This is a genomic window from Pararhodospirillum oryzae, assembly GCF_007992075.1.
Lineage (GTDB): Bacteria > Pseudomonadota > Alphaproteobacteria > Rhodospirillales > Rhodospirillaceae > Pararhodospirillum > Pararhodospirillum oryzae.
The window spans coordinates 1-15,401 of the sequence record NZ_BJZO01000023.1; the positions used below are offsets into that span (position 1 = coordinate 1).

The following is a 15,401-nucleotide window of genomic DNA, read 5'->3' on the forward strand; positions in this document are numbered from 1 at the left end:
CGCCCGGCGCTTGAGGGCATCGAAAAAACGCCCGGCCAACAAGCGGCCGCCCCCGGAGCCCGGGCCTACGGGTTTCGTGGGTCGGCGGGGGGCGGATCCCAGCGGCCTTGCTCGGGCTCGGCCCGCAGCGCGCCGGAGAGGAAAGCGGGTGCCCGTCGCCCGGCCCCCGAGGGCACCGCCGGGCCGGGTTCGCGCACCCACGCCGCCACGTCGTCCAGAACCACCGCCGCCTGCCGGTCGCGCAGCAGCATGTGCCAGCCCTCGGGATACACCGCGAGACAAAAGCCAGGGTGGTCCGCCAGCCGCCCGGCCACGGCGCGCACCGGAGGCGCGGGGATGATCTGGTCGTGCAGGCCGTACAGCATCAAAACCGGGCCCTTCAACCGGTCGGCGCGGGCATGGGCGCTGTCCATCAGGTCGGTAATCCCCGCCATGGCATCCACGCGGGTGGCGCGGATCCAAAGGGGATCCTGGGCCAGGCGCGCCATCATCGCCCAGTTGTCGCTGGGATAGCGCTTGAGGCCGCGCCCGGTCAGCGTCAGCCCCGGGGCCACGCGCACCGCCACCCACAAGGCCGCTTGCTGATACCAGGGCATGGTCGGGCGCGCCCACACCGCCGGCGCCGACAAAATCACGCCGTCGGCCAGGGAGGACGCGCTTTCGCCCGTCTCCCACCCGGCCAGGGCCACCACGGCCACGGCGCCGCCCATGCTTTCGCCCAGCAGGTACACCGGCACCCCGGGATAGGCGTGACGCGCCGCCTTCAGGGCCTCGCGGGCGTCGGCGGCCAGGGTTTCCCCCCCCGGCCAGCGCCCGCGCCCCGGTGCCCCCCCAAAGCCGCGCTGGTCATAGGCCACCACCGCGATGCGACGCGCGGCCAGGGCCGGCCCCACGGTTTCGAATGCCCCGGCGTGATCGTTGAAGCCGTGCAGGGCCACCACCACCGCCACGGGCCCGTCCTCGCCGGCCGGCACCCATCGGCGCAAGGGCAGGCGCGTGCCATCGCCACTGACAAAAACGCCCCCATCCAGGACGGCCCCGGGCCCCATGACCGGTGGCGGAAGAACCGGGGGCGCGCACGCCGCCGCGAGCATGCCCCAGACCAGGGCCAGGCCACGCGCGCGTCGCCCCGTCACGCCGCCGGGCTTTCGCTGGTCGCGGTCAGGCGCAGGAAAATATCCTCAAGGTCGGCTTCGTGGGTGGCCATGTCGGCGACCGCCAGGCCCGCGTCTTGCACCGCCGCCAGGATCCGCCCCATGGGCGTGGTGCTGGGCTGGTAGGTGACAACCAGGGTCGTGGGCCCGCGCAGCTCGGCCCCCAGCGCGGCCAGCGGTCCCGGAACCGCCGCCACGGGCGCCGCCAGGGTCAGCGTCACCGCCTTGCTGTCCACCCGGCGCAGCAAGGTGGCGGTGGGTTCGCAGGTGACCAGACGCCCCTGGTTGATGATGGCGATCCGGTCGCACAGATCCTCGGCTTCCTCCAGGTAGTGGGTGGTCAGGAGGATGGTCGTGCCCCGGGCGTTCAACGCGCGGATCATCGTCCACAGTTGTTGACGCAAGGCCACGTCCACGCCGGCGGTGGGTTCGTCCAAGATCAGGACCGGCGGCTGGTGCACCATCGCCTTGGCCACCAGCAACCGCCGGCGCATGCCCCCCGACAGCGAGCGCGCGTAGCTGTCGGCCTTGTCGGCCAATCCCACCGCTTCCAGGATTTCCTCGGTCTTCCGCTCGGCGCGGGGCACGCCATACAGGCCCGCCTGCACCGACAGCAGTTCGCGCGGCGTGAAGAACGGATCCAGGTTCAGTTCCTGGGGCACCACGCCAATGGCGCAGCGGGCATTGCGTTCGTCCTTGTCCAGGTCGTTGCCCCAGATCACCACCCGGCCCCTGGTCTTGCGCACCAGGCCCGCCATGATATTGATCAGCGTGGACTTGCCGGCGCCGTTGGGCCCCAGAAGCCCCACCATCGCCCCTTGGGGGATGGTCAGCGACACGTCGGACAAGGCGACCTTGCCGCCTTTGTACACCTTGGTCAGGCCCTCGATGACAAGGGCGTTTTCGGGCACGGGACGGGGAGAAGCTGCGGTCATGGGACGCTCGACGCTGGCGGAAAAACGCGAAACGAGGCCCCGGCTCCCGGAGCCCCACGCAATGAAACAGGGGGCCGACGGCCTTCGCCGTTGAACCCCCCTTCGGGATTGGTATCATCGGCCCGGCAAACGGGTCAATGCGGGCCACGAAGGAGAACCCAGATGACGCAGTCGCAAACCGCCCCGGTCACGGAAACCGTGACCACGGCCACCCTTCACGTGACGTGCGAAGGCTCGGGCGGGGCGCTGGGACATCCGCGCGTGGCCCTGACCATCCGCCCCGAGGTGGGCGAGGTTGTGTGCCCCTACTGCAGCCGCCGCTTCGTTGCCTCCCCGGCCGCCCTGGCCCAGCACGGCGCCCACTAGATGGTTGAGTTTGCCAGGGAAAAGCGGTTCCCCCTTTTCCCTGGCAAACGCCAAGCCCCCCAAAAGGACGCATCCGGCGCCCGCCACGACCGGGCGGCGCCCGATCCCCCGGTTCAGCGCACGTGAACCGGGCGGGGCAGCGCGGCACCGTGGTGGGCGTCGGTTTCGCTTTCGGCATCGCAAAACATCTCGACTTGCCAGAGCATTTCCTCTTCCGACAGGGGGAAACGTCCGTCGTCCGTGGGCGCCAGGATTTCGTCGGGGGGAACATGAGCCAGCTGGCGCTGCAAGATCATGGCGAACTCGGGGCTCAGGCCGGCTTTCCAGGCCACCGACACCACGCCCTTGGCACTGGCCGCGTTCACCGCCGCCGCGACGGCGAACGGTGACACGTTGGCCAGGGTCGCCAGCACCGCGACGGCATCGGCGCGGCCCCGATCCTCGTCGGACAAGGCGATGGCCACGTCGGCCTGGCCCAGGGCATGGGCGGTGCGCCGGCTGAGGCACGAGGCATGGGCATCGCGCAAGGTCCGGCGCCAGTCGGGACCGAAATCGGCCAGGCGGCCGGTTTCACGGGTGGAACCGGACCCGCGCAGGCGACGGTGGACCACCTCGCTGACCGCCGCCGCCGACGACGGATCCAGGTCCTTGCGCAGCATCAGGGCTTCCACCAGGGTATCGGCCACGAACATGGCCAGGCGCTGCGCCGCGCCCGCGTGCAAACGGGGCCGGTGGACCAGGGGCTCGTGCCACAAGGTCACGGTAGGCGCGCGCTCGATCAGGGCATCCAGGGTTTCCTCGCGGATCTGGGCGCCGTGATTGGAAAGCATGGCGGCGATCGCTTCCACGTCGTCGCACGCGGCCAGGGCGTCGGCCACCGGGAACGCAAGGCCCGCGCGCCCGGCGATGGCCGACAGGCGCGCGGTTCCCGGCTGGGTCCGGATGACTTCCAGCAGGTCCTCGTCGGTCAGGACGGGGCTGAAGGCCAGCACCGGCGCGGCCACGGCGATTTCCGCATCGCGGGCGAGGCGGCCGATCACCGAAGGCGGCGCGTCGGCCACGTCCTTCAGGGTTTCGGCCACCACCTGGCGGACCACCGGAATCTGGTCACGCGCGAGGCGGGCCAGGGCCTCGTAGGTCTGGCAGCGCACCCGGTCGCGTTCGTTCTCGCTCAGGCAGGGGGCCAGGGTGGCGATTTTCTGGGCCAGGAGCAACCGGACCTCGGGATCCTCGTCATCGCTCAAAAGAAGGTTGGCCTGGCAGGGGGTGGCCCGGTTATCGGCGATGGCGCGGCGCACCGCCGGATCGGGATCCTCGGCCAGGAAATACAGGACCTCGGGCATGGTGTCGGCCCGCCGCGCCAGGGCGGCGCGCACGTCGGCGTCGTCGTGACGGGCCAGGGACCGGGCTTCCTCGTAGGTCAGGGGTGTTTCCCCCGTGTCCGCCATCAAACGCTGCAACAACGGCGTCATCATGTCCGATCCTGCCCCGGAGGCGGTGCCACGCGATAGTGGTCCTTGCCGCCATGCTTGGCCGCATACATGGCGGCGTCGGCCCGGGCCGTAAAGGCCTCCAGGTCCTCGGGCCGGGCGGGATCGTAGACCGCGACGCCGATGGACATGGTGAGCGGATGGGCCTCGTCGCCGTTGAACCCCCGCAGGGCCTCGGCCGCGCCCAGGAATTCCCGCGCCTTGCCGCAGGCGGCATCCTCGTCCGCCCCTTCCAGCCACACGGCGAATTCGTCGCCCCCCAGGCGGGCGATCATGTCGACCGAGCGGGTATGACGCACCAGGATGTCCTTGGTCGTGAGCAGGGCCTCGTCGCCGCGCAGATGACCATGGGCATCGTTGACCCGCTTGAAGTTATCGAGATCGACATACAGCAGCGAAGCGGGCTGCGGACTTCGTTCCAGCCGGCGGTGCCGGCGTTCGATATCCTCGAAAAAGGCGCGGCGGTTCAAAAGGCCGGTCAGACTGTCGGTCCGCGACATGGTCATGATGCGTTCGTGCTGGCCGATCTGCTCGTTCGCGATCCCGATCTGGCTTGCGATGTCCATGATCAGCAGGCGGTCGTCGTCGGTCCACGGCCCCTTGCGCCGCCATAGGACAACCGCGCCATTGACCTGGCGGCGGTAGCGCGCCGCCGCGACCAGAATGGTCCAGTCGGTGCCGTCGATTTCCTGGGGCAGGCCGCTCGCGTCGGCGTTTTCCACCACCGAGCGCGCCAAGTCGGCCCCTCCGCCGGTTCCGAAACTGCCTCGCAGCACGAAAGGCGTGGAGGGCGTGCCGTTGTCGCTGCCCGCCCGGAAGATGTGGCAGGCCTCGGTGCCCAGGCCCCGCACCAGGGCCTCGGCCGCGACGTTCAGCATGTTGGCCGGATCCATCTCGTCGCGGAAGGTCCGCACGACGTAGGTCAGGATCCTTTCCCGGTTGCGCGCCCGGCTCAGGGCTTTTTCACGCTCGCGTTGCTCGGTCACATCCTGGCAGACGCCCCGGGCGCCGGCCCAGTCGCCCTCGGGCCCCAGCACCGGCGTGGCCGAAACCATCAAGCAGGCCTGGGCGCCATCCTTGCGCCGGGCCCAGACCTCGACGCCGCGCACCCGCGCCGTGGTGCGGAAAACCCGCACCATGCCCTCGGGCTCGCGCAGGTCCAGAAGGGCCGCCGGATCCGATCCCACCAGCTCGCGCGCCTCGTAGCCCAGCGCCCCCACCGGCGACACGAACACGAACTGGTGGTCGCGGCCGGTTTCCCAGGCAAAATCGCTGGAAAGATCCACGAACTCCTTGTAGCGCTGCCGGCTGTCGGCCAGGGCGGTGCGCAGGTTCAGTTCCAAGGTGGTGTCGCGGCCCAGCACCGCCACGCGGGACCCGTCGGCGGTGGGCAGCAAGGTCAGGTCGATGCAGCGCGTCGGCCCGCGCCCACGCACCTCCGCCGACTTCACCGCCGGCGCGCCGTTGTGCAACACCGCCCGGACGACGGCTTGCAAACCCGATTCCGCCTCGGGAGAAAACAGCAGCCGCAACACCTCGCCGCGCCGGTTGCAGGCCACGATCTTGCCGTGCTCGTCAAGAAGCGCCGCCGGCCCGGGATAGGCCAGCACGGTGGCCTGCTGGATGGTGGATCCCTCGCCTCGGGCCGCGTCGATCGCACTGGCGTCGTTGGGACCGATCCCCGCATTCGTTGACATCTCACCACCGGGAGTTTTCATGCCTCGCCCTCACCAGATCCTGGGGCGTTCCGGCCAGAGGCAGGCCACGACGTTGACCGCGTTCCACTCATCGGGTGGCGCATGCCTCAAACACTCAAGAAAGAGTAAAGCCGCGCCCCCCCCTCGTCAACGAGGCAGGCCCGCCCGCCGCCTCCGACCTTTGAGTGAAGCCGTTCATCGCGCCCCGTGGCAAGGCCTTGCACCTTGACCCGGGGCCGGCCGCGCGCCACCTTGACCCCATTCCCGTCCCCGCTTTTCAGGCATGCCGGCCATGTCCTTACTGTCGCTCCTGCTTGGCCCGCCCAAGCGCCCCGCCCCCATTGATCCCTTCTGGCGGCGCAACGGGTCGCTCAAGTACCCCACGCTCGTCTCGCTCGCCACCCGCCCGCAGGAGCTGCGGGGATACGGGGGGGTGTTCGTCGTTTGGCACATCGGCGTGCAGGGGCGCTGGGTTTATTGCGGTCACAGCCCGGCCCTCGACGAAGCCGCGCTCGCCTTGTTCGAGGCCCCCACCATCCGGGAGTGGGAACAGCGCGGCGCCCTGGTTTTCACCTGGGCGCCGGTTCGCGAGGACCGGCGCGACGGGGTGGTGGCCTACCTGCGCGACACCTTGCCCTTCGAGATCAAGAACGAGGGCCTGGACGAACGCCTGGGCATGGCGGCAGGCCGCCTTGCCACCGCCCAGCGCGTGCCCGTTCTGCCGCCCGGCTGATCGGGCCGGCGCAAGGGGGGAGGAGAACCCCTTTCCCCCTACCGCAGGGCGCCCCGGGGGCCCCAGTGGCGATGCCACGCCTCGACCATCAGCACCGGCCACAGCCGGGACGCGAGGCCCGGCGCCCCCGCCTGGTGGGCCCGCCACCAGCCGGCGACAAGATCCGGATCGACCAGCCCCGAGGCCTTGAGCGCCTGGGGATCGAGCAACTCCCCGGCCCACGCCCGCAAGGGACCGCGCAGCCAGGCGTCCAGCGGCACGCCAAAGCCGGTCTTGGGGCGATCGGTCAGGGCCGGGGGAACGTAGCGCGCCAGCACCCGGCGCAGCACCGCCTTGCCCCGCCCGCCGTGCACCAGCCGCGCCGGGTCCAGGCTCCAGGCAAAAGCCACCACGCGCGGATCAAGCAACGGCACCCGGGCTTCCAGCCCCACCGCCATCGAGGCCCGATCGACCTTGGTCAGGATATCGTCGGGCAGGTAGCCTTGCGCGTCCCACGCCCGCACGCGATCAACAGCAAGCGCAAGCCCGCGCCCGCGCCCGTCGATCCAGCGCCCGAGCCCTCCGGGATCGGGCCCGCCCGCCACGGCCCCGCCCGCGACCGGAAGAGCCCGGGCCGGATCGGCGCCCACCAGGGCCAGATAAAAGTCTTCCACGCTGGCCGCGCGCAAAAGCCGCGTCATCTTGTCCACCTTGTCGCCGGCCTGCGGCACCCGCCAGCGGGCCGGCAGGGCGCGGGCCAGGGCGTCCCACCCGCGCGCGGGCACGGCGCCCAGCCCCGCCGCCGCCGCCCGGCGCATCCAGGCCGGCCAGGGTTCCAGGCGGGGCCACACGCTGGCGGCCACCACATGGCGGTTATACCCCGCGAACAGTTCGTCGCCCCCATCCCCCGACAGGGACACCGTCACCTGGGCGCGGGCCAGGCGCGACACCAGCACGGTGGGAATTTGCGAGGAATCGGCAAAGGGTTCGTCGAAAAACGCGGGCAGGGTTTCCACCACCCGGGCCGCTTCGTGCCCATCCACGGCCAGGGTTTCGTGCCGGGTGCCCAGGTGGGCGGCCACGGCGGCGGCGTGGGCCGACTCATCATAGCCCCCGGCCCGGCCGGCGGCCTCGGGAAAGCCGATGGTGAAGGTGCGCACCGGGCTCGACGCGTGGCGGGTCATCAGGGCGACCACGGTGGAACTGTCGATGCCTCCCGACAGGAAGGCGCCCAGGGGCACGTCGGACACCAGGCGCCGGCGCACCGCGTCGCCCAGCAGGGCATCCAGGGCTTCCTCGGCCTCGGCGTCGCTTCGGGGCGTCGCGCGGGCACGCACCCCCGCCTCGGCCACCCGATCCAACGACCAGTACACGGTTTCCCGGCGCCGGCCCGAGGCGTCGATTTCAACAAACGTGCCGGGCGCGACCTGGGTTGTTCCCTCGAACACCGATCCGGGGCCGGGCACGCAGCCCAGGGCCAGCATGGCGGCCAGCGCCCGCCGGTCCACCGTGCCCCGCCACGCCGGATGGGGAAAGAAGCTGCTGGGCTGCGAACCAAACAACAGCGTCTGGCCGCGCTCGGCCACGTAGAGCGGCTTTTCGCCCAGGGGATCGCGGGCCAGGGTCAGGCGTCGGTCGCCCCCGTCCCACAGGGCAAAGGCAAACATGCCGTTGAGCCGGGCCAGGGTGGGCCCCACCCCCCACCGCACGCAGGCTTCCAGCAGGACCTCGGTATCGGCATGACCGCGAAAACGCACGCCGGCGGCTTCCAGGTCGGCGCGGATCTCGGCGGCATTGTACAGCTCGCCATTATAAACGATCACATGGCGCCCGCTGGCCGACACCATCGGCTGATGGCCGGCCGGCGACAGGTCGATAATGGAAAGGCGCCGGTGTCCCAGGGCCAGCCCGGCCCCGGGATCCACCCAGGTGCCGGCGTCGTCGGGGCCGCGATGGGTCAGCTGGTCGGCCATGCGCCGCGCCATGTCGGCTAAGCGCGCCGGGTCATCCGCTTGATTGCGTTGCCAGAAGCCGGTCAGGCCGCACATGCCTCCCCCTTCGCCTTGTATGAAGGACAAAAAGAAAAAGCGGGGCGCTGCCCCGCTCCCCGCCGGGGCCGGGGGCCCCGGTCCCCCTTTGCTTGCGTTCGGGGGAAGAGCCGGAGGGGGCCGCCGGGGGCCCCTCCGGCCGGAACGGCTTACGGCTTCAGGACCTTGGGCACGTAGTTGTTGCGCAGGCGGTAGGCATCGGGCATGCCCCGGCCCAGCAGCGGACGCAGGTACATCAAGAAGGCGTCGGTCACGTCGTTGCCGCCTTCGGTGATGAAGTTATCGGGCATGACCCGGGTCTTGCCGGCCACTTCCTTGAGTTCGGTGAAGTGGTAATCCACCGAATAGAAGCCGGTGCGGTGAATGGTGACGGAGCCATCGCGCTCGCCCCACATGGCGAACTGCACCGCCTTTTCACCGACCTCGCGGGCCTCGCGCTGATCAACGTCGGACACGCAGCCCACGAAGCTGCGCTGGAGATAGCCCAGGGTATCGCCGCGCACGCGCTTGATGCCCGTCTTCTGCTTGACCAGATCCACCAGCAGGTCGGCCAGCGCGCCGGTGCCCGAAAGCTGGATGTTGCCGTGGGCGTCGCGCTCCACATGCTCGGTCAGGCGGGTGATGATCGGCGCGCCCGAGGCATCGTGAATGCCCTCGCTGACCGCGACCACGCAGCGGCCGTAGGTGTCGTAGACCCGGCGCACGTCGGACACGAACTGCTCGGGATCAAAAGTCCGTTCGGGCAGATAGATCAGGTGCGGGCCGTCGTCGGGGAATTTCTTGCCCAGCGCGGACGCGGCGGTCAGGAACCCGGCATGGCGGCCCATGACCACCCCGATATACACCCCGGGCAGCGCCCAGTTATCGAGGTTGATCCCCATGAACGCCTGGGCCACGAAACGCGCCGCCGACGGGAAGCCGGGGGTGTGGTCGTTGACCATCAGGTCGTTATCAATCGTCTTGGGGATATGCACGCAACGCAGGTCATAGCCGGCCTGCGAGGCCTCCTCCGACACGATGCGCACGGTATCCGACGAATCGTTGCCGCCGATATAGAAGAAATAGCCGATCTCGTGCGCCTTCAGGACTTTGAAGATTTCCTGGCAGTACTTCAGATCGGGCTTGTCGCGCGTCGAGCCCAGGGCCGACGACGGGGTTTCGGCCACCATTTCCAGGTTGTGGGTGGTTTCCTGGGTCAGGTCGAGGAAGTTTTCATCGACAATGCCGCGCACGCCATGGGTGGCCCCATAGACCAACTCGACGTTGCGGAACTTGCGCGATTCCAGAACCGCGCCAACCATCGACTGGTTGATGACGGCGGTCGGTCCGCCGCCCTGCGCGACGAGCACCTTGCCCTTGAACATGCTGAACGCCCTCGTGAATGTCTGGGAAATGGAGAACCAGAAGGCCCGCACCCTACCCCAATTCCCTGGCGGAAGGGAGGGGGGAAAGCCTTGGATTCGCGCCTTCGGAAAGGGCGCGAACGGGGGCGGGCGCGAAAGGGGGCCGATTTTTCCGCGCGCCTCGGGTAGGATGCCCGCCTTCGTGTCTTGTCCAGCGCGGGAGCACCCCCACCATGACCGTTCTTGTCACCGGCGCCAGTGGCTTTGTCGGCGCCGCCGTCACCCGTGCCCTGCTGGCCCGGGGGGAGCGCGTGCGGGTTCTGGTCCGCCCGACCTCGCCCCGGCGCAACCTGGAAGGGCTGGCGGTCGAGGTGGTGGAAGGCGACCTGACCGACCCGGACTCGCTCGCGCGCGCGGTGAACGGAGTGGCGGGGCTCTATCACGTGGCCGCCGACTATCGCCTCTGGACCCTCGACCCGGCGGCAATGATCCGCACCAACGTGGAAGGCTCGGTGGGCATCTTGCGCGCCGCGCACAAGGCCGGGGTCGGGCGCATGGTCTACACCAGCTCGGTCGCCGTCTTGAAGCCGCGCCGCGATGGCCAGCCCGCCGACGAAACCACGCCCAGCCGGGTCGAGGACATGATCGGGCCCTACAAGCGCTCGAAGTTCCTGGCCGAGGAAGCGGTCAAGGCCCTGGTCCGCGACGAAGGGGCGCCGGTGGTGATCGTCAATCCCTCCACCCCGATCGGCCCCCACGACATCCGCCCCACCCCCACCGGCCGCCTGATCGTGGAAGCGGCATCGGGACGGGTGCCGGCCACGGTCGACACCGGCCTGAACGTCGTTCACGTGGACGATGTCGCCGCCGGCCATCTGCTGGCCTTCGACAAGGGGGAGGTGGGCGAGCGCTATATTCTGGGGGGCGAGGACTGGACCTTGCGCGCCCTGCTCACCGAGGTCGCGCGTCTGAGCAACCAGCGCCCGCCCCTGCTCTCGCTGCCCCACGGCCTGATCATGCCCCTGGCCTGGGCCGTGGAAACCTGGGCCCGCCTGACCAAACAGGAACGCGAACCCTTCGTGACCCTGGACGGGGTGCGCATGGCGCGCGCGCACATGTTCTTTTCCAGCGCCAAGGCCCGCGCCGCCCTGGGCTACGCCCCCCGCCCCGCCGCCCAGGCCCTGGCCGACGCCGTGGCCTGGTTCCGGGACAACGGCTATCTGGAAAAAGGCCGGGGGTAACCCTCTTCGTCAAGGGAGGGGCTCGGGGGGGCCCGCCTCCCCGGCCTTGTCTTCTTCCTTCCCGTTGCCTGCCTACTCGGCCGGCACCGCCGCCGTCTCCATCCCCGCCAGCAAGCGGGGATGGTTGGCCCAGCGAAGGGTGAGCAGCACGGCCACCAGGATCAGGCCAAGGGCCAGGCCCCACCACACGCCTTGCGGCCCCAGGCCGGCGGCGAAGGCCAGGGTGGCGCCCAGGGGAACGGCAAGGGCCCAGTAGCCGAAACCGACCACCAGCATGGGCACGCGGGTATCCTTGAGCCCGCGCAAGGCGCCGCCGGCCACCACCTGGGCGCCGTCGGCGATCTGGAAAACCCCGGCGATCATCAACAGCGAGGCGGCCAGGGGAAGAACGGCCACGCTGGCGGGGTCGGCACGGTCCAGGAACACGGTGGCGACCAGGGGGGCCTGGGTCAGCAAGACCACGGCCATGGCGCTCATGAAGCCCACGCCAAGGACAAAGGCCACCCATCCGGCCCGGCGCACCCCGTCAAGGTTGCCGGCCCCCGCCGCCAGGCCCACGCGCACGGTCGCGGCCTGGGCAAAGCCCATGGGCACCATGAAGGTGAGCGCGGAAACCTGCAAGGCGATGGCATGGGCGGCCAGCGCGGGGGCGCCCAGCAGGCCGCACAGAAAGGCGGCGGCGTTGAGCCCCACCATTTCGAAGCCCATGGACAGCGACAGGGGAATCCCGACACGCAGCAGTTCGCGCAGGTTCCCCGAATCCAGGCGCCAGAAACGGCCCATCAGGTGATAGCGACGCAAGCGACGCTCGACCAGAACAAAAACCAGGAGCGCCAGGGCCATGGCGGTGTTGGACAAGGTCGAGGCCAGCCCGGCCCCGACCAGGCCCAGGGCCGGCATGCCGGCATGGCCGAAGATCAGCGACCAGCCCAGAAAGGCGTTGAGCCCGATGGCGGCGGCGGTAACGACCAGGGCCGCGCGCGGGCGTTCCAGCGCGGCAATGAACCCGCGCAGGGTCTGGAAGACCAGCGCCGGCAGCAGGCCGGGCATCAGGGCGTAAATGTATAGTTGCGCCTGATCGCTCAGCTCCGGGTCCTGGCCGAGGGCACGCAAAAGGGAATCGGCATGCCACAAAACCAGCCATGCCAGCCCGGTATAGCCGAGCGCCAGCCATAACCCCTGCCGGGTGATGCGGCGCACGACGCGCACCGACGACCGGCGCCGGCCCAGGGTCTGGGCCAGCAGGGGCTGAATGGCGGTGACAAGGCCCACGCCGATCACGAACAGGCCCCAGTACAGGTTGATGCCCAGGGCCCCGGCGGCCAGCGCCTGGGGGCCCAGCCAGCCCAGCAGCAAGGTATCGGTGGTTCCAATGGCGACTTGCGCCAGATTGGTGAGAACAAGGGGTCCGCCCAGCGCCAGCGTGGCGCGGGTTTCGGCCGCCCAGGGGGAGCGGAACATGGGAATAATCCTTGGATGAAATTACACCCGATCCTACCCCCGAGGTAAACCACACTCCACACGGCGGAAAGGCATAGAACGCCGGTACAGTCCGCGCGCGGTATCCCCTTCCCCCTGCCCTACAGGCTGCCCCCGCTCCAGCGCCGCCCCATGGGGATCAGGCGGCGGGCCTCGGCGATTTCGCCTCGCAGACGGTCGCGGTCGCGCGGCAGGGTGCCGGCCAGGGCAAGCGCGTTCGACACGTGGTTGGAACGGAAAATCACCGGGCTGGGCGGGTTCATGTACTCCAGCATCACGTCCAGCTCGGCCAGCAGGCCCTCGTCGTCCTGGGGTTCGAACTGGTTGTCGAAGCGGGCGCGAAAGCCGGCCTCGCGGCCTGGGTCCAGCATCAGGCACAGGGAAGACAGATAGGTGGGCGGATCCTTGTTGATCATCACCGCCGTGGCCCAGGCGTGTTCGCGCCAGCGCGCCCGGCCCGCCAGGCCCAGAATGATGGTGGCCGACACCTTGAACCCGGCCTGGCGGGCGCGGGTGACGGCCCGCCCCGCCGCCTCGGGCGAGGCGCCCTTGGCCGCGCGGCGCACGGTGTCGGGATCGCCGCTTTCCAGGCCCACGTAGAGCATGACAAGGCGCGCCGCGCGCAAGGCGGCCAGCTCGGCGTCGGTCTTGCGCAGGATGTCGCCGGGCGTGGCATAGGCGGAAACCCGGGTCAGATCGGGGAAATGCCGGTTGAGGGCCTCAAGCACCGCGAGCAGGTGGGGGGCCGGCAGGCGCAGCGCGTCGCCATCGGCCAGGAACACCCGCGTGACCCCCGGAGCCCGGGCCGCGACCGCCTCGATCTCGGCCAGAACCGCGTCCAGGGGGCGCACGGTGTAAACCTTGCTCTGATACATCGAGCAAAAGGCACACTGATTATGGCCGCACCCCAAGGTAACCTGAAGAATCAGGCTGTTGGCTTCCGAGGGCGGGCGGTAGACCGGGGGATCGTACAAAAGCATGGCAGGCATCCAAGGCGCGAACGGAAAGAAAAAAGGGGGAAGAAGCCCCTGATCCGGCCTCTTCCCCCCCCCGTTGTCGTGATGCCGGGCCGATCCGAAGGGATCAGCGCGTGGGCATCGGCTTCGGACCACTGTAGTCGTAGAAGCCCTTGTTGGTCTTGCGCCCCAGCCAGCCCGCTTCCACGTACTTCACCAGCAGGGGGCACGGCCGGTACTTGGTGTCGGCCAGGCCTTCGTGCAGCACCTGCATGACCGACAAGCACACATCCAGCCCGATGAAATCGGCCAGTTCCAGCGGCCCCATGGGATGGTTGGCCCCCAGGCGCATGGCGGTGTCGATGGCATCGACCGAGCCCACGCCTTCGTACAAGGTGTAAACGGCCTCGTTGATCATCGGCAGCAAGATGCGGTTGACGATGAAGGCCGGGAAGTCCTCGGCCGACACCGGCACCTTGCCCAGCGCGAGCGCCAGTTCCCGCACCACCCCATAGGTTTCCTCGGCGGTGGCGATGCCCCGGATCAATTCCACCAGGGACATCACCGGCACCGGGTTCATGAAGTGCATGCCGATGAACTTTTCCGGCCGGTCGGTCGCGGCTCCCAGACGGGTGATCGAAATCGACGACGTGTTCGACGCCAGCAGGCACGAGGGCTTCAGCAGCGGGCACAGCTCGGTCAGGATGCGCCGCTTGACGCCCTCGTTTTCCGAGGCGGCCTCGATCACCAGATCGCACTCGGCAAAAACCTTCATGGTCGTTGCCGTGTGGATGCGCGCCACCGTGGCCTCGGCGTCGGCCTGCGAGATCTTGCCCTTGGTGACCTGACGGTTGAGGTTCTTGGCAACCGTGGCCAGGGCCTTTTCCAACGCCGGCTCGTTGACGTCCATCAAATAGACTTGATGACCCGCCAGCGCGCAGACGTGCGCGATCCCGTTGCCCATTTGTCCGGCGCCAATGACGCCAATGTGTTCGACCATGCTGCGACCTTTCAAGGTTGGGGGCAGGCCGGCCGCGGGGTCAGCCCTTCAGGGCTTGTGATAGTTCGGGGACCACCTGGAACAGGTCGGCCACCAACCCGTAGTCGGCCACTTGGAAGATGGGCGCTTCCTCGTCTTTGTTGATTGCCACGATCACCTTGCTGTCCTTCATGCCGGCAAGGTGCTGGATCGCGCCGGAAATCCCGACCGCGACATACAGGTCGGGGGCGACGATCTTGCCCGTCTGGCCAACCTGATAATCGTTGGGAACATAGCCCGCGTCGACCGCCGCGCGCGAGGCGCCAACGGCGGCGCCCAAGGTGTCGGCCAGGGTTTCCAGAAGGGCGAAGTTTTCCTTCGACCCCAAGCCGCGCCCGCCCGACACGATGACCCGGGCACTGGTCAGCTCGGGGCGCTCGGAGACCGAAAGCTCCTGGCCCACGTAGGTGACAAGGCCGGCGGGCAGCTCGGGCACGCTCACGGCCTCGATCACGGCGGCACCGCCAGAGGCGGCGGCGGGATCGAAGGCGGTGGCACGCACCGTCATCACCTTCAAGGCGTCGGCGCTTTGCACGGTGGCCAGCGCGTTGCCGGCGTAGATCGGGCGCACGAAGGTGTCGGGCCCGACCACGGCGACGACCTCGGAAATCTGGGCGACGTCGAGCAGGGCGGCGACGCGGGGCATCACGTTCTTGCCAAACGTGGTGGCCGGGGCCAGCACGTGGGTATAGCCGGGGGCCTGGGCCACGATCAGCGGCGCCACGACCTCGGCCACGGGATGGGCGAGCGCGGGCGCGTCGGCCAGAAGGACCTTGGTCACGCCGGCGATGGCGGCGGCGGCCTGGGCCACGGCGGTTGCCTCGGAGCCGGCGACCAGCACATGCACCTCGCCCCCGAGGGCGGCGGCGGCGGTCACGGTGTTCAAGGTGGCCGGGCGCAGGTGCCCGTCGTGGTGGTCCGCGATAACCAGTTGAGCCATG

The 15,401-nt window shown here is 69.5% G+C and carries 13 protein-coding genes; 3 read left to right on the top strand and 10 right to left on the bottom strand.

Features of this window, described 5'->3' with window-relative positions; genetic code table 11:
* Nucleotides 1-65 precede the first annotated feature (65 nt).
* Nucleotides 66-1,136 (bottom strand): alpha/beta hydrolase, encoded by a 1,071-nt coding sequence (locus ROR02_RS05555; RefSeq protein WP_246135419.1) that lies wholly within the window; start codon nucleotides 1,134-1,136, stop codon nucleotides 66-68.
* On the bottom strand, nucleotides 1,133-2,089 hold the full coding sequence (locus tag ROR02_RS05560) for an ABC transporter ATP-binding protein (protein ID WP_147163022.1): 957 nt from the start codon (nucleotides 2,087-2,089) through the stop codon (nucleotides 1,133-1,135). Before ROR02_RS05560 ends, ROR02_RS05555 begins: the two co-directional genes overlap by 4 nt.
* Nucleotides 2,090-2,251: 162 nt before the next feature.
* On the opposite strand from ROR02_RS05560, the gene ROR02_RS05565 reads away from it, so the two are divergent.
* Nucleotides 2,252-2,455: a zinc-finger domain-containing protein gene (locus tag ROR02_RS05565; protein WP_147163023.1), complete on the top strand. Its 204-nt coding sequence runs from the start codon at nucleotides 2,252-2,254 to the stop codon at nucleotides 2,453-2,455.
* Nucleotides 2,456-2,568: 113 nt separating this feature from the next.
* Here the strand turns inward: ROR02_RS05565 and ROR02_RS05570 are convergent, their stop codons facing one another.
* Both ROR02_RS05570 and ROR02_RS05575 read right to left on the bottom strand, forming a co-directional pair.
* On the bottom strand, nucleotides 2,569-3,930 hold the full coding sequence (locus ROR02_RS05570) for a DUF2336 domain-containing protein (protein ID WP_246135420.1): 1,362 nt from the start codon (nucleotides 3,928-3,930) through the stop codon (nucleotides 2,569-2,571).
* Nucleotides 3,927-5,642: a sensor domain-containing diguanylate cyclase gene (locus ROR02_RS05575; protein WP_170244983.1), complete on the bottom strand. Its 1,716-nt coding sequence runs from the start codon at nucleotides 5,640-5,642 to the stop codon at nucleotides 3,927-3,929. Before ROR02_RS05575 ends, ROR02_RS05570 begins: the two co-directional genes overlap by 4 nt.
* Nucleotides 5,643-5,934: 292 nt before the next feature.
* Here ROR02_RS05575 and ROR02_RS05580 point away from each other — a divergent pair, with 292 nt between their 5' ends.
* Nucleotides 5,935-6,375 carry a hypothetical protein gene (locus ROR02_RS05580; protein WP_147163025.1) on the top strand — a complete coding sequence of 147 codons (441 nt, stop codon included), beginning with the start codon at nucleotides 5,935-5,937 and terminating at the stop codon, nucleotides 6,373-6,375.
* Nucleotides 6,376-6,413: 38 nt separating this feature from the next.
* Here ROR02_RS05580 and asnB read toward each other — a convergent pair whose 3' ends face one another.
* Together asnB and ROR02_RS05590 are read right to left on the bottom strand one after the other, a co-directional pair.
* Nucleotides 6,414-8,402, bottom strand: a complete 1,989-nt coding sequence (gene asnB, locus ROR02_RS05585; RefSeq protein WP_147163026.1) for an asparagine synthase (glutamine-hydrolyzing) — start codon at nucleotides 8,400-8,402, stop codon at nucleotides 6,414-6,416.
* Nucleotides 8,403-8,551: 149 nt separating this feature from the next.
* Entirely contained in the window at nucleotides 8,552-9,766 is a 1,215-nt protein-coding gene (locus tag ROR02_RS05590) for a 6-phosphofructokinase (RefSeq protein ID WP_147163027.1), read from the bottom strand.
* Between the two features lie 212 nt (nucleotides 9,767-9,978).
* Between ROR02_RS05590 and hpnA the strand changes: the two genes are divergently transcribed.
* A complete protein-coding gene (hpnA, locus tag ROR02_RS05595; protein ID WP_147163028.1) occupies nucleotides 9,979-10,986 on the top strand; it encodes a hopanoid-associated sugar epimerase in 1,008 nt (335 codons plus the stop codon).
* Between the two features lie 72 nt (nucleotides 10,987-11,058).
* Here the strand turns inward: hpnA and ROR02_RS05600 are convergent, their stop codons facing one another.
* The 4 genes from ROR02_RS05600 to ROR02_RS05615 all read right to left on the bottom strand — a co-directional run bounded on the left by ROR02_RS05600 (nucleotide 11,059) and on the right by ROR02_RS05615 (nucleotide 15,400).
* A complete protein-coding gene (locus ROR02_RS05600; protein ID WP_147163029.1) occupies nucleotides 11,059-12,447 on the bottom strand; it encodes an MATE family efflux transporter in 1,389 nt (462 codons plus the stop codon).
* A gap of 119 nt (nucleotides 12,448-12,566) precedes the next feature.
* Nucleotides 12,567-13,445 carry a radical SAM protein gene (locus ROR02_RS05605; RefSeq protein WP_147163030.1) on the bottom strand — a complete coding sequence of 293 codons (879 nt, stop codon included), beginning with the start codon at nucleotides 13,443-13,445 and terminating at the stop codon, nucleotides 12,567-12,569.
* 103 nt (nucleotides 13,446-13,548) lie between these two features.
* Nucleotides 13,549-14,421: a 3-hydroxybutyryl-CoA dehydrogenase gene (locus tag ROR02_RS05610; RefSeq protein WP_147163031.1), complete on the bottom strand. Its 873-nt coding sequence runs from the start codon at nucleotides 14,419-14,421 to the stop codon at nucleotides 13,549-13,551.
* Between the two features lie 40 nt (nucleotides 14,422-14,461).
* On the bottom strand, nucleotides 14,462-15,400 hold the full coding sequence (locus tag ROR02_RS05615; protein WP_147163032.1) for an electron transfer flavoprotein subunit alpha/FixB family protein: 939 nt from the start codon (nucleotides 15,398-15,400) through the stop codon (nucleotides 14,462-14,464).
* Nucleotide 15,401: the final 1 nt, after the last annotated feature.